This window comes from Oceanisphaera ostreae, from assembly GCF_042676125.1.
Lineage (GTDB): Bacteria > Pseudomonadota > Gammaproteobacteria > Enterobacterales > Aeromonadaceae > Oceanimonas > Oceanimonas ostreae.
Map to the genome: position 1 here is coordinate 26,506 of NZ_JBHTJS010000011.1, position 15,599 is coordinate 42,104.

General features: G+C 48.4%; 14 protein-coding genes. 3 read left to right on the top strand and 11 right to left on the bottom strand.

Going from position 1 to position 15,599, the window contains the following annotated elements; translation table 11 throughout:
* Window positions 1-55 precede the first annotated feature (55 nt).
* The gene (gene rsmS / locus ACFQ1C_RS04255; protein ID WP_379557294.1) at window positions 56-214 is read right to left on the bottom strand and encodes a pleiotropic regulatory protein RsmS; all 159 of its coding nucleotides are present in this window, start codon (window positions 212-214) and stop codon (window positions 56-58) included.
* Between the two features lie 322 nt (window positions 215-536).
* Between rsmS and ACFQ1C_RS04260 the strand changes: the two genes are divergently transcribed.
* On the top strand, window positions 537-1,166 hold the full coding sequence (locus tag ACFQ1C_RS04260) for a TetR/AcrR family transcriptional regulator (protein ID WP_379557295.1): 630 nt from the start codon (window positions 537-539) through the stop codon (window positions 1,164-1,166).
* A gap of 36 nt (window positions 1,167-1,202) precedes the next feature.
* Complete coding sequence (locus ACFQ1C_RS04265) at window positions 1,203-3,437, top strand: acyl-CoA dehydrogenase (protein WP_379557296.1); 2,235 nt, start codon at window positions 1,203-1,205, stop codon at window positions 3,435-3,437.
* Window positions 3,438-4,236: 799 nt separating this feature from the next.
* On the opposite strand, the gene pyk is transcribed toward ACFQ1C_RS04265, so the two are convergent.
* From pyk to sodB, 3 genes are all read right to left on the bottom strand, one after another.
* Window positions 4,237-5,676, bottom strand: a complete 1,440-nt coding sequence (gene pyk / locus ACFQ1C_RS04270; protein ID WP_379557297.1) for a pyruvate kinase — start codon at window positions 5,674-5,676, stop codon at window positions 4,237-4,239.
* Window positions 5,677-5,951: 275 nt separating this feature from the next.
* Window positions 5,952-6,806, bottom strand: a complete 855-nt coding sequence (locus ACFQ1C_RS04275; RefSeq protein ID WP_379557328.1) for a MurR/RpiR family transcriptional regulator — start codon at window positions 6,804-6,806, stop codon at window positions 5,952-5,954.
* Between the two features lie 484 nt (window positions 6,807-7,290).
* Window positions 7,291-7,872 (bottom strand): superoxide dismutase [Fe], encoded by a 582-nt coding sequence (gene sodB, locus ACFQ1C_RS04280; protein WP_379557298.1) that lies wholly within the window; start codon window positions 7,870-7,872, stop codon window positions 7,291-7,293.
* 567 nt (window positions 7,873-8,439) lie between these two features.
* Here sodB and ACFQ1C_RS04285 point away from each other — a divergent pair.
* Complete coding sequence (locus tag ACFQ1C_RS04285; protein ID WP_379557299.1) at window positions 8,440-8,778, top strand: Grx4 family monothiol glutaredoxin; 339 nt, start codon at window positions 8,440-8,442, stop codon at window positions 8,776-8,778.
* 94 nt (window positions 8,779-8,872) lie between these two features.
* On the opposite strand, the gene ruvX is transcribed toward ACFQ1C_RS04285, so the two are convergent.
* The 7 genes from ruvX to metK all read right to left on the bottom strand — a co-directional run bounded on the left by ruvX (window position 8,873) and on the right by metK (window position 15,527).
* Window positions 8,873-9,298, bottom strand: a complete 426-nt coding sequence (ruvX, locus tag ACFQ1C_RS04290; RefSeq protein WP_379557300.1) for a Holliday junction resolvase RuvX — start codon at window positions 9,296-9,298, stop codon at window positions 8,873-8,875.
* Complete coding sequence (locus ACFQ1C_RS04295; RefSeq protein ID WP_379557301.1) at window positions 9,295-9,852, bottom strand: YqgE/AlgH family protein; 558 nt, start codon at window positions 9,850-9,852, stop codon at window positions 9,295-9,297. Before ACFQ1C_RS04295 ends, ruvX begins: the two co-directional genes overlap by 4 nt.
* Before the next feature lie 63 nt (window positions 9,853-9,915).
* A complete protein-coding gene (gshB, locus tag ACFQ1C_RS04300; RefSeq protein WP_379557302.1) occupies window positions 9,916-10,863 on the bottom strand; it encodes a glutathione synthase in 948 nt (315 codons plus the stop codon).
* Window positions 10,860-11,591: a 16S rRNA (uracil(1498)-N(3))-methyltransferase gene (gene rsmE, locus ACFQ1C_RS04305; protein ID WP_379557303.1), complete on the bottom strand. Its 732-nt coding sequence runs from the start codon at window positions 11,589-11,591 to the stop codon at window positions 10,860-10,862. Before rsmE ends, gshB begins: the two co-directional genes overlap by 4 nt.
* A 266-nt stretch (window positions 11,592-11,857) precedes the next feature.
* On the bottom strand, window positions 11,858-12,952 hold the full coding sequence (locus ACFQ1C_RS04310) for a sunset domain-containing protein (protein ID WP_379557304.1): 1,095 nt from the start codon (window positions 12,950-12,952) through the stop codon (window positions 11,858-11,860).
* A 682-nt stretch (window positions 12,953-13,634) separates the two neighbouring features.
* Window positions 13,635-14,111 carry a SprT family zinc-dependent metalloprotease gene (locus ACFQ1C_RS04315; protein WP_379557305.1) on the bottom strand — a complete coding sequence of 159 codons (477 nt, stop codon included), beginning with the start codon at window positions 14,109-14,111 and terminating at the stop codon, window positions 13,635-13,637.
* Between the two features lie 255 nt (window positions 14,112-14,366).
* The gene (gene metK / locus ACFQ1C_RS04320; RefSeq protein WP_379557306.1) at window positions 14,367-15,527 is read right to left on the bottom strand and encodes a methionine adenosyltransferase; all 1,161 of its coding nucleotides are present in this window, start codon (window positions 15,525-15,527) and stop codon (window positions 14,367-14,369) included.
* Between the last annotated feature and the right edge of the window lie 72 nt (window positions 15,528-15,599).

The following is a 15,599-nucleotide window of genomic DNA, read 5'->3' on the forward strand; positions in this document are numbered from 1 at the left end:
ATAAAACACCGCTCCCATAAAGAGCGGTGTTTTTTATTGGTGCGCCATTCCAGATTCATCCTTCACCCTGGGTAACACCCAGCTTGCGCTCATAGTCTGCGGTTACCATGGCCAGCGCTTTTAGTGCCAGATCGGGTGCCACCTGATTCAGCTCCAGTAATTCAATCAAGTCTACGGCCAGTTGCACCTCTGCTGGTGCTTCGTTCAAGCTCATTACAGCCCCTTATTTTTAATCGCGTGAAGTGTAAAGAGTCAAGTGGACGACCTACCCTAGGTCAAGCTGGCTGCCTGCGAGCCGGGTATTGGCTTATACAGCCTGTACCTTAAATTCAGGCAAAAAAAGGCCCAGCATAGCTGGGCGAACTTAGTGCTTTATTACAGTGGCATTATATCAGAGCGAGGTAATCATAAAAGGTTCCCGAAAATTGTTATTTAATAAAAAAATAATTTGTTGTGGGTTTAGCTTGGCTATTTAACTTGACAAGGACGGTCGATGAAACGTAGATTTTAAACAGTTGTTTTATTCGAGGTGGCCCGTGGCTAAAAAAGAAACCAAACAAAAGATACTCAATGCCGCCGAGCTGCTGTTTGCAGAGCAGGGCTTTAGTGATACTTCGTTGCGACAAATTACCGGCGATGCAGGAGTTAATCTGGCGTCAGTCAATTATCATTTTGGTTCGAAAAAAGATCTAATCAAAGCGGTTATGGATCGCTATCTGGCCACTTTTATGCCCAAGTCGGATGCGGCGCTGCTGCTGCTATTAGATGAATCGACCATTACTTTGCATCAAGTGTTTGATTGTTTTGTATCGCCCTTAATGCAGCTAACGGCGATACATCGCCGTGGGCCAGAGATTTTTTTACAGCTATTGGGGCGAGGCTACATCGATAATCAGGGTTTTTTACGCTGGTTTATTGTTAATCATTACGGGCAAGTCTTAGAGCATTTTACGCAAGCTATTCAAAAAGCTGCGCCTAGCCTGTCATCGGTAGATTTATTCTGGCGGCTGCATTTCACCCTAGGTACCGTGGTGTTTACTATGGCCTCCAGCGAGGCGTTGCGTGATATTGCCAAAACCGATTTTAATGAAGATATTGATGTTGAAGGGCTGGTGCGCAAGGTGATCCCTTATCTTGCCAGTGGAGTCGGTGCGAACCCTGTTTAGGGTCGCTGACCTTAGCGGTTAATGAGGAGTGGGAACATGAGTTTACGTAAGAAGTGGATCAGCGAACCGGCCTTTGCCACCTTTAAAAAAATTCTGCCGCCGCTGTCGATAACCGAACGCGAAGCCATGGAAGCGGGCACAGTGTGGTGGGACGGTGACTTGTTTAGCGGCAAGCCAGACTGGTCGAAATTACTGGCTTATGGACCTTCTCGCTTAAGCGAAGAGGAGCAACACTTTCTTGATAACCAAGTAGAAACTCTGCTGGGTATGTTAGACGACCACCAGATTGTAAACGATGAGCGTGAGCTACCCGAGCCGGTATGGGATTACATTAAGCAACAAGGCTTTTTTTCGCTGATTATTCCTAAAGAATACGGTGGCCGAGACTTTTCTGCTTACGCCAACTCCACCATAGTGGCACGCATAGCCTCGCGCAGTGTGAGTGCGGCAGTGACGGTGATGGTACCTAACTCGTTAGGCCCGGGTGAGCTGTTAATGCACTACGGCACTCAACAACAAAAAGATCGCTGGTTGCCAGGACTTGCTAAGGGCCAAGAAGTCCCCTGTTTTGCTCTTACCGGGCCCGAAGCGGGTTCTGATGCGGGTGCGATTCCCGACTCCGGCGTGGTGTGCAAGGGCGAGTTTGAAGGCGAAGAAGTGGTCGGCATTCGGCTAAATTGGGACAAGCGCTATATTACGCTGGCACCCAGAGCCACCGTGCTCGGCTTAGCATTTAAACTGTTTGATCCAGACGCCTTGCTTGGCGATAACCCCGCTCCGGGCATTACCTGTGCGTTGATCCCCACCAGTCATCCTGGGGTGGACGTGGGCGACCGACATTTCCCCATGGGGTTGGCATTTTTAAATGGTACCACCCATGGTAAAGACGTATTTATTCCGCTGAGCTGGATAATTGGCGGCCCTGAGCATGCTGGGCGGGGGTGGCGCATGTTGGTGGAATGTTTGTCGGCGGGGCGGGGCATTTCACTGCCTGCATTGGGCACCGCCAGTGGCCATTTGTCGGTGCGCAGTACCAGTGCTTATGCCTATGTGCGTAAGCAATTCGGCTTATCTATTGGTAAGTTTGAAGGGGTGCAAGAAGCCTTGGCCCGCGTTGGTGGCCTCACTTATCAGTTGGAAGCCACGCGCCGACTGACAGCGAAAGCGCTAGATTTAAAAGAAAGCCCGGCCATTATAACGGCGATATCTAAGTATCACATGACCGAAATGGCGCGCACCGTGTTGGATGACGCCATGGATGTGCATGCAGGAAAAGCCATTCAAATGGGGCCTAAAAACTATCTGGCGCACAACTACATGGGCATCCCGGTAGCCATTACCGTAGAAGGGGCCAATATTTTGACCCGTAACCTGATGATCTTTGGTCAGGGCGCCACCCGATGCCATCCTTATGTATTAAAAGAGCTGGAAGCGGCGGTTAACCCCGACGAGCAAGCGGGGCTGAATGAGTTTGATAACTTGTTATTCAAGCACATCGGCTTTGCCACCAGCAACGTATTTGGGGCGTTGTGGCAGGGGGTGACAGGTGCGCGCTTTAACCGAGCACCAGTGTCGGGTGAAACTGCTGTGTATTACCGCCAATTGGCGCGCATGAGTAAAGCGTTGGCGCTGTGTGCCGATGTATCAATGCTGATTTTAGGCGGTGACCTTAAACGCAAAGAGATGATCTCGGCGCGTCTGGGTGATGTGTTAAGTCATCTTTATTTGGGAAGCGCGACCTTAAAGTTTTTTGAAGATAATGGTCGCCCCAGTGACGAGCTGCCCTTTGTGCATTATACGCTCACCCGCAACTTGTACCTGATGGGTGAAGCACTAGACGGATTTTTTCAGAACTTCCCCAACCGTGGGGTGGCGTTTACCCTGAGGGCACTTATCTTTCCGTTGGGTAACCGCTATAAAAAGCCGTTGGATAGTCATGCACAAGCCATTAGTAAACTGCTGATGACGCCCACATCTGGTGTTCGCGAGCGTTTAACCACGCTGTGCTATGTGCCGGAAGCTGGCAAGCCGGGCTTAGGTGAAGTAGAAGCGGCCTTTTTGGCGATGGTGGGGGTGCAAGATATTGAGAAAAAACTGCATCAGGCACAAAAAAACGGCACTTTGGGTAGCAAACTGGCGTTTGAAGAGCTTCTAACACAGGGCAAGGCACACAACATCATTAACGATGAGGATATTAAGCAGCTCAAGCATGCGGACCAACTACGCCGTATCGCCATTGCCGTAGACAGCTTTAAGCCGGGAGAACTTTAAAAAAGCTATCAGCGGTAAGCTATAAGCTGGAAGTTAAAGAAAACACCTAACGACGAGCACTCAATACCAAGTACATAACACCCTGAACCTGTAGGTTCGGGGTGTTATTGTTTGTATCTAGCGTTTCTGTAGGGTGACGCTTTAGCTGGCACTCCCGTCTCAGCGGGATTTAAAACCCTCCTGCTCCACAGGGGCGAGGCTGTCTCGCCGTGACCCATCTTTTCAGCTTAATCGAATATCCAGCGAATATTCGCAGTGGGTTGAAACGGTGAGTATCAATTCCTAGAGCATCGGACGACAAGAAGTTTGTTGTCTGACAGCTTATAGCGTACGGCTTATAGCTCCCCGAAGGGTGTACCGCGGTCTTCCTCTCAGGATCAAAAAAACCGCCCAAGGCGGCTTTTTTAAATAAGCTCGTCGTAACAGATGTGGAAACATAGATCAGGCTTATTGCTGCTTCTTAAAAGCCTTACACCAATAATTTTTTGCAACGGAACCCACAGAAGAACACGGAAAAATTAAGCTGAGATAAGAACGAAAAAATCCAAAAAATCTTATTGGTAAGAGCAAAGTCTAGCAGCTAGGGTAGCTTGGCACTGCTTTGATTAAGATTTTACAAATCAACTTTTCCGATCTTATCTTTATTTTTCCGTGGGTTCCGTGGATTCCGTTGCGAAAGGTCTTTAGCTTTAAAGTAAGCCGAAGCTACCTACAGAATCCACCACATAAGTTATGCAACATTACTTATTACGGTTAGTTAGCTACAACTAACTAGGCAAAACACATTCAATGAATGAGCTTATTCTACCGTCAGGATCTTGCAGGTGTTGGTGCTGCCTACTACTTCCATAGTATCGCCGTGAGTCAGCAATACTAGGTCGCCGCTGTTAACGTAACCGGCTTTCTTCAGCGTGGCCAAAGCTTCACGGCTCACTTCTGAGTTGTTCAGTTTAACATCATGCTTGAAGTACACAGGGGTAACACCACGATACATGTTGCTCCAAGCCAAGGTCTTTTCTTCGCCAGACAGCGAGAAAATAGGCAGGCCAGAACTAATGCGTGACAGCAGCAGCGGAGTGGTTCCTGAATGAGTCAGGGCCACAATGGCCTTCACGCCTTGTAAGTGGTTGGCTGCATACATAGTCGACATCGCCACAGTTTCTTCAACTGAGGTGAAGGTAAAGTTCATGCGGTGGTTAGACACGTTGATGCTTGGGTGCTTCTCGGCACCTAAACATACTTCAGCCATGGCTTTAACGGTTTCAATTGGGAAGTCACCGGCGGCCGTTTCAGCAGAAAGCATTACGGCATCAGTACCATCCAGCACGGCGTTAGCCACGTCCATTACTTCTGCACGAGTAGGCAGCGGCGCCGAAATCATCGACTCCATCATCTGGGTTGCAGTAATAACAACACGGTTTAGGCGGCGAGAGGCACGGATCAATTTCTTCTGTACGCCCACTAACTCGGAGTCACCAATTTCCACACCCAAGTCACCACGAGCAACCATCACTACGTCAGATGCTAAAATCACATCTTCCATCGCGGCATCGGTGGCAACGGCTTCTGCGCGTTCTACTTTGGCAACCATTTTGGCATTGCTGCCAGCGGCACGAGCCAACTCACGGGCAACTTTCATGTCTTCGCCGGTACGTGGGAAAGACACTGCTAGGTAGTCGACGCCGATTTTAGCAGCAGTAATAATGTCTTCTTTGTCTTTTTCGGTTAGGGCCGGAGCTGACAAGCCGCCACCTTTTTTATTGATGCCTTTGTTATTAGACAAAGGACCAGCAACGGTAACGACCGTTAATACTTTGTTGCCGTCTACGCTTTCAACGCGTAGCTGAACACGACCATCATCGAGCAGCAGAACATCGTCTACTTTAACGTCACGTGGCAAGTCTTTATAATCGATGCCTACTTGTTTTTCGTCGCCTTCGTCTTTGCCTAAGTCTGCATCCAGAATGAACTTGTCGCCCAGGTTCAGATGAATTTTACCGTCTTTAAAGGTAGAAACACGGATTTTAGGGCCCTGAAGGTCACCCAAAATAGCAACGTGTACGCCTAGTCTCTTGGCAATTTCGCGTACTTGATTGGCCCGATTCATATGATCTTCGGCAGTGCCGTGAGAAAAGTTCATGCGCACTACGTTGGCGCCGGCCTTAATAATGCCTTCAAGATTATTGTCGCGATCAGTTGCCGGACCTAGGGTAGTAACTATCTTGGTACGTCTTAACATTTAGAGACTCCAGTGTAGAGGTAGATCACATAAAGAAGGAAACTAGCGCGTTTTTAAAGCCACAGAGATTAACACGCTCATTAAACGGCGAGCGTTCACGCATGAGTGCCTCGAGCCAAGATAAGACGTTCGGTTTGAAGTACGATTATTGGCTTGCTCACGGTTTATAACGCCGCCTTTGGTTTATCAATTGTTATCGATAGTAACTGAAGAAAATAGAAAAGTGTAGACTGTGTCACAAAAATGACTGATTTTTAACGGTGGTTTGATCAAAATTAAAGATGAGGGTTATCAAATTGAGAGTTTTTTATCCCTTCTTTAACTTTCCGTAAATTTTCAATAAAGGTACTGCCACGGCGTAAGATGAACCCCGTAGCCAGTACATCAATAAGCACCATTTGAGTTAGTCGTGAGGCCATAGGAAGGTACAAATCTGCATCATTTGGCACATCCATCGATAAGACCATGCTACAGACTCGAGCCAGCGGAGAATTTTTGGCGGTCAACCCCAATACGACGGCATTATTTTTACGAGCTAGTTGGGCAATTTCTACCAGCGCCTTAGTGCGACCAGTATAAGAAATTAATACCAACACCTCGTTTGCCGAGCTATTAGCGGCGCTCATGCGCATCATCACCACGTCGTCAAAGCACTGCACGGGAACGTTAAAGCGAAAAAACTTGTTCATGGCATCGTGAGCTACAGCCGACGAGGCACCTAAGCCAAAAAAAGATAGCTGCTGTGCTTGGGTCAATACGTCTACCGCACGATTAACCGCTTGCGGGTCTAGGCTGTTGCGAGCAGCATTGAGGCAGGCCATGCTGGACTCAAATGTTTTGGCGATGTACGACTCAGGGCTGTCGGATTCATCCAGCGGACGTTGTACAAAAGGCGTGCCATTGGCCAAGCTTTGCGCCAGATGTAATTTAAAATCGGGAAAGCCTTTAGCGTCGAGTCGGCGGCAAAATCGATTTACCGTCGGCTCGCTAACATCGGCTAATTTGGCAAGAACGGCAATGCTGGAATGAATAGCGGTTTGTGGAGACGCGAGGATCACGTCTGCCACCTTTCTTTCTGACTTGCTAAAGTTGTCGATGTTCTGAGTGATTTTTTCTAAGGTATTTATCATCATTATCCAGCTCGAATAAGAAGCGCAGCCTGCATCCTAGCACAAGCCCTAACGGCTGCGGTAAGCCGTCAGTTTTCAGCGATCAGTGACAGAAGACCCGCCGTACGTCTTACGCTGTACGCCTTACGTTAAAAACAAACACCGTCTTTTTGTAGTCCAACGCTCCAGCTGTTGGCCCAGCTGAGCTGGGTGGTTTTAAATCCCGCTGAGACGGGAGTGCCAGCTAAAGCGGCACCCTACAAAAGACCGCTTTACGCCTAACACTGTACGCCTTACGTTAAAGATAATACTGTCTTCGCTTTTACCATCAAGGCCTCTTTCAGATTTGATCACTATCTTTCTGTGGGTTCCGTGGCAGAGAGTCTTTAATTTTTTTCTTATCTGTAGCTGATCACTTACGGCTTAAAGCGTACAGCTCCCCGAAGGGGCTCAGACATAAAAAAACCCCGGCTAGCCGGGGTTTTTTTATGTCATTCAACCAGAATTACTTGGCGAAGTTTTCTGCCGCAAATTCCCAGTTAACTAAAGACCAGAAGGCCTTCACATAGTCTGGGCGCACGTTGCGATAGTCGATGTAGTAGGCGTGTTCCCAAACATCACAAGTCATCAGCGGCGTTACGTTGTCGGTCAACGGGCAACCGGCGTTAGAGGTGTTAGCGATGGCAACAGTACCGTCGGCTTTTTTCACTAACCAAGTCCAGCCTGAGCCGAAGTTAGTTACGCAAGATTTGGTGAACTCTTCTTTGAACGCGTCAAAAGAACCAAATGTAGCGTTAATTGCGTCAGCCAACGCACCAGTAGGCTCGCCGCCACCGTTTGGCGCCAAACAGTGCCAGTAGAAGGTGTGGTTCCAGATTTGGGCTGCGTTATTGAAGATGCCACCAGAAGAAGTCTTGATGATGTCTTCCAGAGATTTACCTTCAAACTCGGTACCAGGAACCAAGTTGTTCAGGTTAACTACATAAGAGTTGTGGTGCTTACCGTAGTGGTACTCTAACGTTTCTTCAGAAATATGCGGTAGCAGAGCGTTCTTGGCGTAAGGCAGGGCAGGAAGTTCAAATGCCATTATTATAATCTCCATTTTGATGGTGCCAGCCTGAGGCTGGTCTCGACATTACTATTTTCTTTCTTCTAGAGCGGACACGGTCAATATTTTACTACCGTATACCATTAACATTGCTTAATCCATTGTAGCAGCTAGCTGGATGGCTAAACAACAACAGCTTTTGTAAGGGTAAGGTCTTGTCGTAACAGGGATATTTTTTAGCCGTTAGTCACAGAAGAGCTGCAGAGTATGCGCAATTTACCCCGTGTCTACTTGTGACCCCTGTGAGATAACGTAGAATAGGTTTTTTAACATGTCATGTTAGGGTCTGTTGACCTTTCGAGATTATTTTTGCAGCAGTTTGTGATGCCTTGTAGAAAGGCACAACAAGCGCTGCCCTGCGGGTTCGGCTAAACGCGTTTTTCTCTTTGTTGAGCGGGTTTTGCTTAGAATGACTAGGCTACAACCCGCTCGCCGCGATAAAAACGCGTTTAACTCGAACAAAACTTAACCGCGAAAGGTCAACAGACCCTAATGACTTGCCGTTTTAATACGTTGCTAATAAGCAGCCGTCTGCTGAGGTGCCCCATGGATACAATTGATAAAATTAAAACTCAAATCGGTGAAAACCCCATCCTGCTTTACATGAAAGGGTCGCCTAAATTCCCAAGCTGTGGTTTTTCTGCACAAGCGTCACAAGCTCTGATGAATTGTGGCGAACCGTTTGCCTATGTTGATATTTTGCAAAACCCAGAAATTCGCGCAGAACTGCCTAAGTACGCTGATTGGCCAACGTTCCCACAATTGTGGGTTGATGGTGAGCTGGTAGGTGGGTGCGACATCATCATGGAAATGTTCCAACAAGGCGAACTAAAGCCGTTGGTTGAAGCAACCGCAGCCAAATATCCTAAGTCTGAACAAGAATAAGTTTAAGTCATAGCGTAACTAAAAAATGAGAGGAGAGTGGCGTTGGTTATGTTTTCTAACCCACTCTTCGTTCTAATATCCCAGCCTTACTGAATTAAGCGCTGTACGCTTGATTTTCCATCCAAGACTCTAAGATTAATTGCGCCGACACGGCGTCCACCGCATCTTTACCTAATGCCTTGTAACCACCGGCATCAAATAGGCGAGCGCGTGCGTCGGTAGTGGTGAGGCGTTCATCTTGCAGCTCAACTGCTACGCCAAAACGCCCGTGCAGGCGATTGGCAAACTTGCGGGCCCGCCGGCTGATGTCTTGCTCGGTGCCATCCATGTTCAGTGGTAGCCCCACCACTAATAAAGCAGGCTGCCACTCTTTGAGCAGCGCGGCTATTTGTTCCCAGTTAGGAATGCCGTCATTGGCTTTTAAGGCCAATAAAGGACGAGCCGAGGCAGTTATTTCTTGTCCTACCGCTACACCAATGCTTTTGGTGCCATAGTCGAAACCAATTAAGGTGCGATTCATGCGTGACCAACCTGTGATGATAAATGACACGAGTCCACCCCTAACCGCGCAATCGCCTGATGCCAGCGCTTGGCTAGTGGAGTGTCAAAGATAAGGTTGGTATCAGCAGGAATAGTCAGCCAGCTATTTTCAGTTAGCTCTTGTTCTAGCTGACCAGGCGTCCAGCCTGCATAACCCAGAGCAACCAGATAATGCTCGGGGGCTTGCTCGGTGCCTAAGGTTTCTAATACATCGGGTGAGGTGGTAATCATTAAATTATCAGCCAGCATTTGACTGGAGCTAAAGCCGGATACAGGGCTGTGCAATACAAAACCACGATCGGCGGCCACTGGCCCCCCTTGTAATACCGGGTTATCGAGCTCGGATGGTGTTTCTTCAGGGGCCATTTCTAGTTGCTCTAACAGCTCATGCAAGGGCATATCAATGGGAATATTAATGACTAAACCCATGGCGCCTTCGTCGTTGTGCTCGCAGACATAGGTAACCGAACCGGCAAAGAAAGGGTCTTTGAGGTTAGGCATAGCGATAAGAAAGTGATGTTGCAATGAGTCCATGTCATCTCGTCTTGCGTCAGAAATGGCCCCGCCGCTCATTGACGGGGGTAATGGTCTTAATGTTTATGATAGACGCTTTTCAATCGCATCCATCAACATACCGGCAATATTGACGGGAAACGCCGCTTCAATCTCGCGTACACAGGTTGGGCTGGTCACGTTTATTTCGGTCAGCTTATCACCAATAATGTCTAAACCAACAAAGATCAGCCCTTTTGCCTTTAAGGTAGGGCCTAAGGCCTCGGCAATGCGGCGATCACTGTCGCTTAATGGTCGCGCTTCACCGCGTCCCCCCACGGCTAGGTTGCCACGGGTTTCCCCACCTTGTGGAATACGAGCTAAGCAATAGGGCACCACTTCGCCATCCACCACTAATACCCGCTTATCGCCGTCGGTAATCGCTGCAATATAAGCTTGTACCATGCAGTAGCGGCTACCGTGTTCGGTGAGGGTTTCGATGATCACGCCTAAGTTAGGATCATCTTGTTTGACCCGAAAAATTGATGCGCCACCCATGCCGTCGAGAGGCTTAAGAATAATGTCGCTATGCTCTTGGTGAAAAGCACGAATTTCAGCGGCGCTGCGCGTGACCAAGGTAGTAGGCGTAAACTCAGAAAACCACGCGGTATAGAGCTTTTCATTGGCATCACGCAGGCTTTGCGGCTTATTCACGATAAGGGTGCCTTTTTCTTCGGCACGCTCTAACAGATAAGTGGCGTATACAAACTCGGTGTCAAAGGGCGGATCTTTACGCATTAAAATAACGTCGAGGTTACTTAATGGCTGGCGCTCTGCAGTTTCTAGGGTATACCACTGGTTAGCGTCTTCTTTCACGGTCAGTTTGGCCATGCGGCCATAGGACTCACCATCACGCAGGCTAAGATCGCCCATTTCCATATACCACAGCTCGTAGCCACGGCGTTGGGCTTCTAGCAGCATGGCGAAGCTGGTGTCTTTTTTGATAGTAATGGACTGAATAGGGTCCATAACGATTCCCAGTTTAATGGTCATGCAAGATCTCCAAATCGGCATTGCAAAGCAGTAATGGCAGTAAGAGCCGCGGTTTCGGTTCTCAATACGCGAGGGCCGAGCAAAATATCAATAAACCCCTGTTCGCGAGCTTGAGTGATTTCATCGTCAGACAAGCCGCCTTCTGGGCCAACCAACAGTCTAATACCGGCACTAGGTGGCGGCAAGGTGTTAACGCTGTGCTCGGCTTTTGGGTGCAGGTTAAGCTTTAGATCGTCGGTTTGCTTGGCCAACCATTGACTTAGGGGGATGGCGGGGCGAATTTCAGGAACTTGATTGCGGCCACACTGTTCGCAGGCGGCAATGGCGATACTCTGCCATTGTTGAATTTTCTTTTCTAATCGCTCACCGGTGAGCTTAACGCCACAACGGCTCGAGAACAGCGGGGTTATCACATTCACGCCCAGCTCTACCGACTTTTGAATAGTAAATTCCATTTTCTCGCCGCGACTGATCACCTGCCCTAAGTGAAAAGGTAGGGGAGACTCACAGTCACTGCCATCAAATTCACTGATGCGTACGCGCACCGTTTTTTTAGTGGCTTCAATAATATCGGCGTGAAACTGACCGCCCTGACCGTTAAACAGCACTAGTGCTTGGCCAGCCTGCATGCGCAACACACGGCCAACGTGGTTGGCGGCATCTTCTGACAGCGTTAATTCCTGCCCACTGTGCAGTGGGCTAGGCTCATAAATTCGGGGTATACGCATAGTTTTGCACTGTTCCTTTACTACGATGATAGCGCTCGTAAGTTGCCGTATATTGTACCGTTAGAACACCATCGCTTCTATGGTATTCGCAAAGCGAACAAAACACATGGGATTAGCGAGTAGGGACTAGGGAATGGATGGAGGAACTCGCAGTTAAAATAAAGCACCATGATTAGCTTTTGTGCCTCTTGGTGCCGGGCGTTTTAATTATATTTTCCAATCCCCAATCCCCAATCCCCAATCCCCAATCTTCATACGTTCTTTATTCAGCTCGGCCGTGGGCAGTTTTTTGCCAGTCGATAGCCTGATTCTTCAGCCGCTTGAGCACTACTAAAGTTAACTCTATTTTTATTACTGACACGCTGGTAGCTGGGGCAGTCGGGACGATGATAAATATGGGAGTTACTGTTTCCCCTAATTTCTTGGGTCGCCTTCTCGGCGGTTGAGGGTTGTGGCTTGCTAGGGGGAGCTGGAGTAGTAAAGGCCGAAATACTCGCGGTTGCATTATCTAAGCGACTATTACCCAGAGCCATATAAAGAGGCGCATGATCAGAAACATGCTTGCGGCTTTTACTGTGATCCCAGCCAATCATCTTAGGAAAATCAATAATACCGGCATCGTTTATCGGCAGGTTAGTATCACGCTCGACCCATATGTTGTCGTATAAATTTGCATACTTACCGGGTGTTTTCGACAGCGTAGAAGCGCCTTGAGTGATCAAAGGCTGCGCATATTGCTTTAATGAATTCCAAGCGGCATGTGATTGCGGCAAATTAAAATCACCGGCTAACACAATAGGGGTGTTGGGATAAATATCCGCCATCCATAGCCAGTAATCCGCAAGCGCTTTAATTTCTGGAGTACGATCCTTAATGCTTTTTCCGTACAAAATATGCACAGTGCCAATAGCAAGCTCACTGTTATCTTGTTTTGATTTAAACTTTGCAGAAAAGGGCTCGCGAACGAAATGGTTTTCTCTATCAAGATAAACCACAGCGCCGTCACTGTATTCCACTGCAGACTCACGCCACAAAAATGCATACATCTCTTTATAGCTATTAGCACCTAAAGCATGAGAAACCAGATGGTCCCATGGCTCTCCGGTGTGTTTTTCTAATGCATGCTCTAGTTCAGTGATACCTGCTTCGGTCATTACCTCTTGCACGGCCAGCAAGTCGACTTTGCTGGCGATGGCGGCAAGGGCAGGAAAGCTCTTTTGGCTACCATGGCCTAGGCGCTGAATATTCCATGAGCCCACCACAATATCACTGGCATAGACGGTTAAAGTGGGAATTAGTGCGGTGCAGACAACAAAAAAAGCCGCTTTAAGATAGCGACTAACGTAGCGAGGGCTCTTCATTAGTATTAACGTTCCTTAGAGATGATTGGATGCAAGTGTCAGTAACAGAAAATGGCAGCCATTATTCTTGACTGTTTAGTCAATAGCGTGAAAGGTTATACCCATTTTTTAGAAGTAACTCAAAAAATAGCTGTCAGTTAAATCAATTAGCTAAGCGCTGCCAGCCTGTCTCTTCATCACATCTTTTTGTTGACGTTTTGGGTGTAATCGGGCAGAGCTCACTACTCCGACCGACTCGCCGTAAACCCATCCATGGGGGCTCCGCCGCGCCCTCCCTGGCGCGGAGGGTCGACGGAGCAGACGCCCTCTGCTCTCCCATTAGCACCGAGTTGCCTGAATTTGTAGGCGAACGCTTGCTCTCGCATTGGGCCGCAGGCGCAAATTAGTTTCCTTCGGGGAATTACTTGATTTCAACCATTAACTCAAGGGGTCAGTAATCAATGCCAATAGTCGACACAGATGTGTGTGGCCGGATAAAGGGATCTACTCCACCGACCATCACATAACAGGGATGTTATGTGTTTGAGCGTCACAGGGAGGTGCTTGCAGCGTGTCGGTGGAGTGGACCCTTTGTTCGGCAGTTATGCAAGGCGAGCCGACTACATTACGCCACCTCATTTTTATTTTTAATGCAATCAAAAACTTGTGACTAAGAGACAGGCTTACCGCTTAAAGCTGACTGCTATTGCTTCTGCAATATGCTATTACAGTGCAAACACAGATAACGCTGTTTACCACGCTGCATATTATTGTGACGCCGAAGGGTTAGCTGATGGCTGCGACACTCACACTGATAACTAAAAGTGGGTGCCACCTTATTGGTATTCAGTCGATGGCGAGTGCGCGGCGTGAGCCCAAATACCGACTGCATAATGTGCTGCCATTCGCGGCCATGGGGCTTAACCTTGCCATAGCAGGCAAACGCGATCAGATGAGCCACTTCATGAGGGACTATCTCTGTCAGAAATTCGGCCTCATTATCCGCCAGCAATATCGGATTAAAACGCAGCTCCCAGCGCTCTAGCCAAGCCGAACCTGCAATGCGTCCACGCTGATTAAACTGCACTTTAGGCGGCGAAAACTCGCGAGCCAACTCTTTAGCAGCCAGCTGCATGCAGTCATTAACGCGGGTGATGATTCGTTGTTGTAAAGAAATCATAAAAACCTAAAGATTATTTTTTGCCACGAAAGAACACGCAACGCACGAACGCAGTTCACGTGCGACAAGAGCCTAAACGTTTTTGATGGGTAAGAGCAATCCCATCCTATGATGTACTTGTGCCTGTCTCTTACCCATAAAGATCACTTTCAGATCTGATCACTATTTTCCGTGGATTCTGTGGATTCCGTTGCAGAAAGTCTGTAATAAAAAAGGGAAGCGTTAGCTTCCCTTTTTAGCAGTACCACGGCAGCCTTACTTCAAACCGGCAGCGTCGCGCAGCAAGTCGGCTTTATCGACGGCTTCCCAAGGGAATTCATCGCGACCAAAGTGTCCGTAGGCGGCAGTAGACTGATAAATTGGGCGGTTCAAGTCCAGCATTTGGATCAAACCGTAGGGGCGTAAGTCGAAATTCTCACGCACGATGGCGTCAATCACCGATTCTGCAACCTTGCCGGTGCCAAAGGTTTCTACGCTAATAGATGTGGGCTCTGCTACACCAATGGCGTAAGACACCTGAATTTCACAACGGTCTGCTAAGCCTGCAGCCACAATGTTTTTAGCAACATAGCGCGCGGCGTAAGCGGCGGAGCGGTCAACTTTAGAGGGATCTTTACCAGAGAAAGCACCGCCACCGTGGCGAGCCATGCCGCCGTAAGTATCAACGATAATTTTACGTCCGGTTAAACCACAGTCACCCACGGGACCACCAATAATAAACTGGCCGGTAGGGTTAATAAAATATTTAGTGTTCTTAGTCAGCCATTCAGCGGGCAATACCGGCTTGATGATCATTTCCATTACGGCTTCGCGCAAGGTAGCTTGATCGATGTCTGGGCTGTGCTGAGTCGATAATACTACCGCGTCAATCGCAATGGGTTTTCCGGCATCATCATACACAAACGTCACTTGTGACTTAGCATCTGGGCGCAACCAAGGTAACTCGCGTGCTTTACGCACATAGGCCTGACGTTTCATCAAGCGGTGCGCGTAAGTAATAGGTGCCGGCATAAATACTTCGGTTTCGTTAGACGCATAACCAAACATCAACCCTTGGTCGCCAGCACCCTGAGCATAAGGGTCTTCGTCTTCACGGTCGACGCCCATGGCGATATCAGGAGATTGTTTACCGATGGCATTCAGCACGGCACAACTTGCGCCGTCAAAACCCATTTCGGAGCTGGTATAGCCAATGTCACTTACGGTACGACGCACCAAGTCTTCAATATCAACCCAAGCACTGGTTGTTACTTCGCCGCCCACAATCACCATGCCTGTTTTAACGAAACTTTCGCATGCCACTCGAGCTTTGGGGTCTTGCTCAATAATCGCGTCCAGCACCGCATCAGAGATTTGATCGGCAATTTTGTCTGGATGACCTTCGGATACGGACTCGGAGGTAAATAGTTTGGCCATGATGATTTCCTAACGTCTATATAAATCTGGAGTGTTATGTCCGCCGACTATCGGTTACTCACAATAGCGGTA

What these genes read in the sequence shown, in the direction of transcription:
- rsmS (WP_379557294.1), bottom strand. Translation starts at nt 214, where the DNA reads ATGAGCTTGAACGAAGCACCAGCAGAGGTGCAACTGGCCGTAGACTTG.
- ACFQ1C_RS04265 (WP_379557296.1), top strand. Translation starts at nt 1,203, where the DNA reads ATGAGTTTACGTAAGAAGTGGATCAGCGAACCGGCCTTTGCCACCTTT.
- pyk (WP_379557297.1), bottom strand. Translation starts at nt 5,676, where the DNA reads ATGTTAAGACGTACCAAGATAGTTACTACCCTAGGTCCGGCAACTGAT.
- ACFQ1C_RS04275 (WP_379557328.1), bottom strand. Translation starts at nt 6,806, where the DNA reads ATGATAAATACCTTAGAAAAAATCACTCAGAACATCGACAACTTTAGC.
- sodB (WP_379557298.1), bottom strand. Translation starts at nt 7,872, where the DNA reads ATGGCATTTGAACTTCCTGCCCTGCCTTACGCCAAGAACGCTCTGCTA.
- ACFQ1C_RS04285 (WP_379557299.1), top strand. Translation starts at nt 8,440, where the DNA reads ATGGATACAATTGATAAAATTAAAACTCAAATCGGTGAAAACCCCATC.
- ruvX (WP_379557300.1), bottom strand. Translation starts at nt 9,298, where the DNA reads ATGAATCGCACCTTAATTGGTTTCGACTATGGCACCAAAAGCATTGGT.
- ACFQ1C_RS04295 (WP_379557301.1), bottom strand. Translation starts at nt 9,852, where the DNA reads ATGGACTCATTGCAACATCACTTTCTTATCGCTATGCCTAACCTCAAA.
- gshB (WP_379557302.1), bottom strand. Translation starts at nt 10,863, where the DNA reads ATGACCATTAAACTGGGAATCGTTATGGACCCTATTCAGTCCATTACT.
- rsmE (WP_379557303.1), bottom strand. Translation starts at nt 11,591, where the DNA reads ATGCGTATACCCCGAATTTATGAGCCTAGCCCACTGCACAGTGGGCAG.
- ACFQ1C_RS04310 (WP_379557304.1), bottom strand. Translation starts at nt 12,952, where the DNA reads ATGAAGAGCCCTCGCTACGTTAGTCGCTATCTTAAAGCGGCTTTTTTT.
- ACFQ1C_RS04315 (WP_379557305.1), bottom strand. Translation starts at nt 14,111, where the DNA reads ATGATTTCTTTACAACAACGAATCATCACCCGCGTTAATGACTGCATG.
- metK (WP_379557306.1), bottom strand. Translation starts at nt 15,527, where the DNA reads ATGGCCAAACTATTTACCTCCGAGTCCGTATCCGAAGGTCATCCAGAC.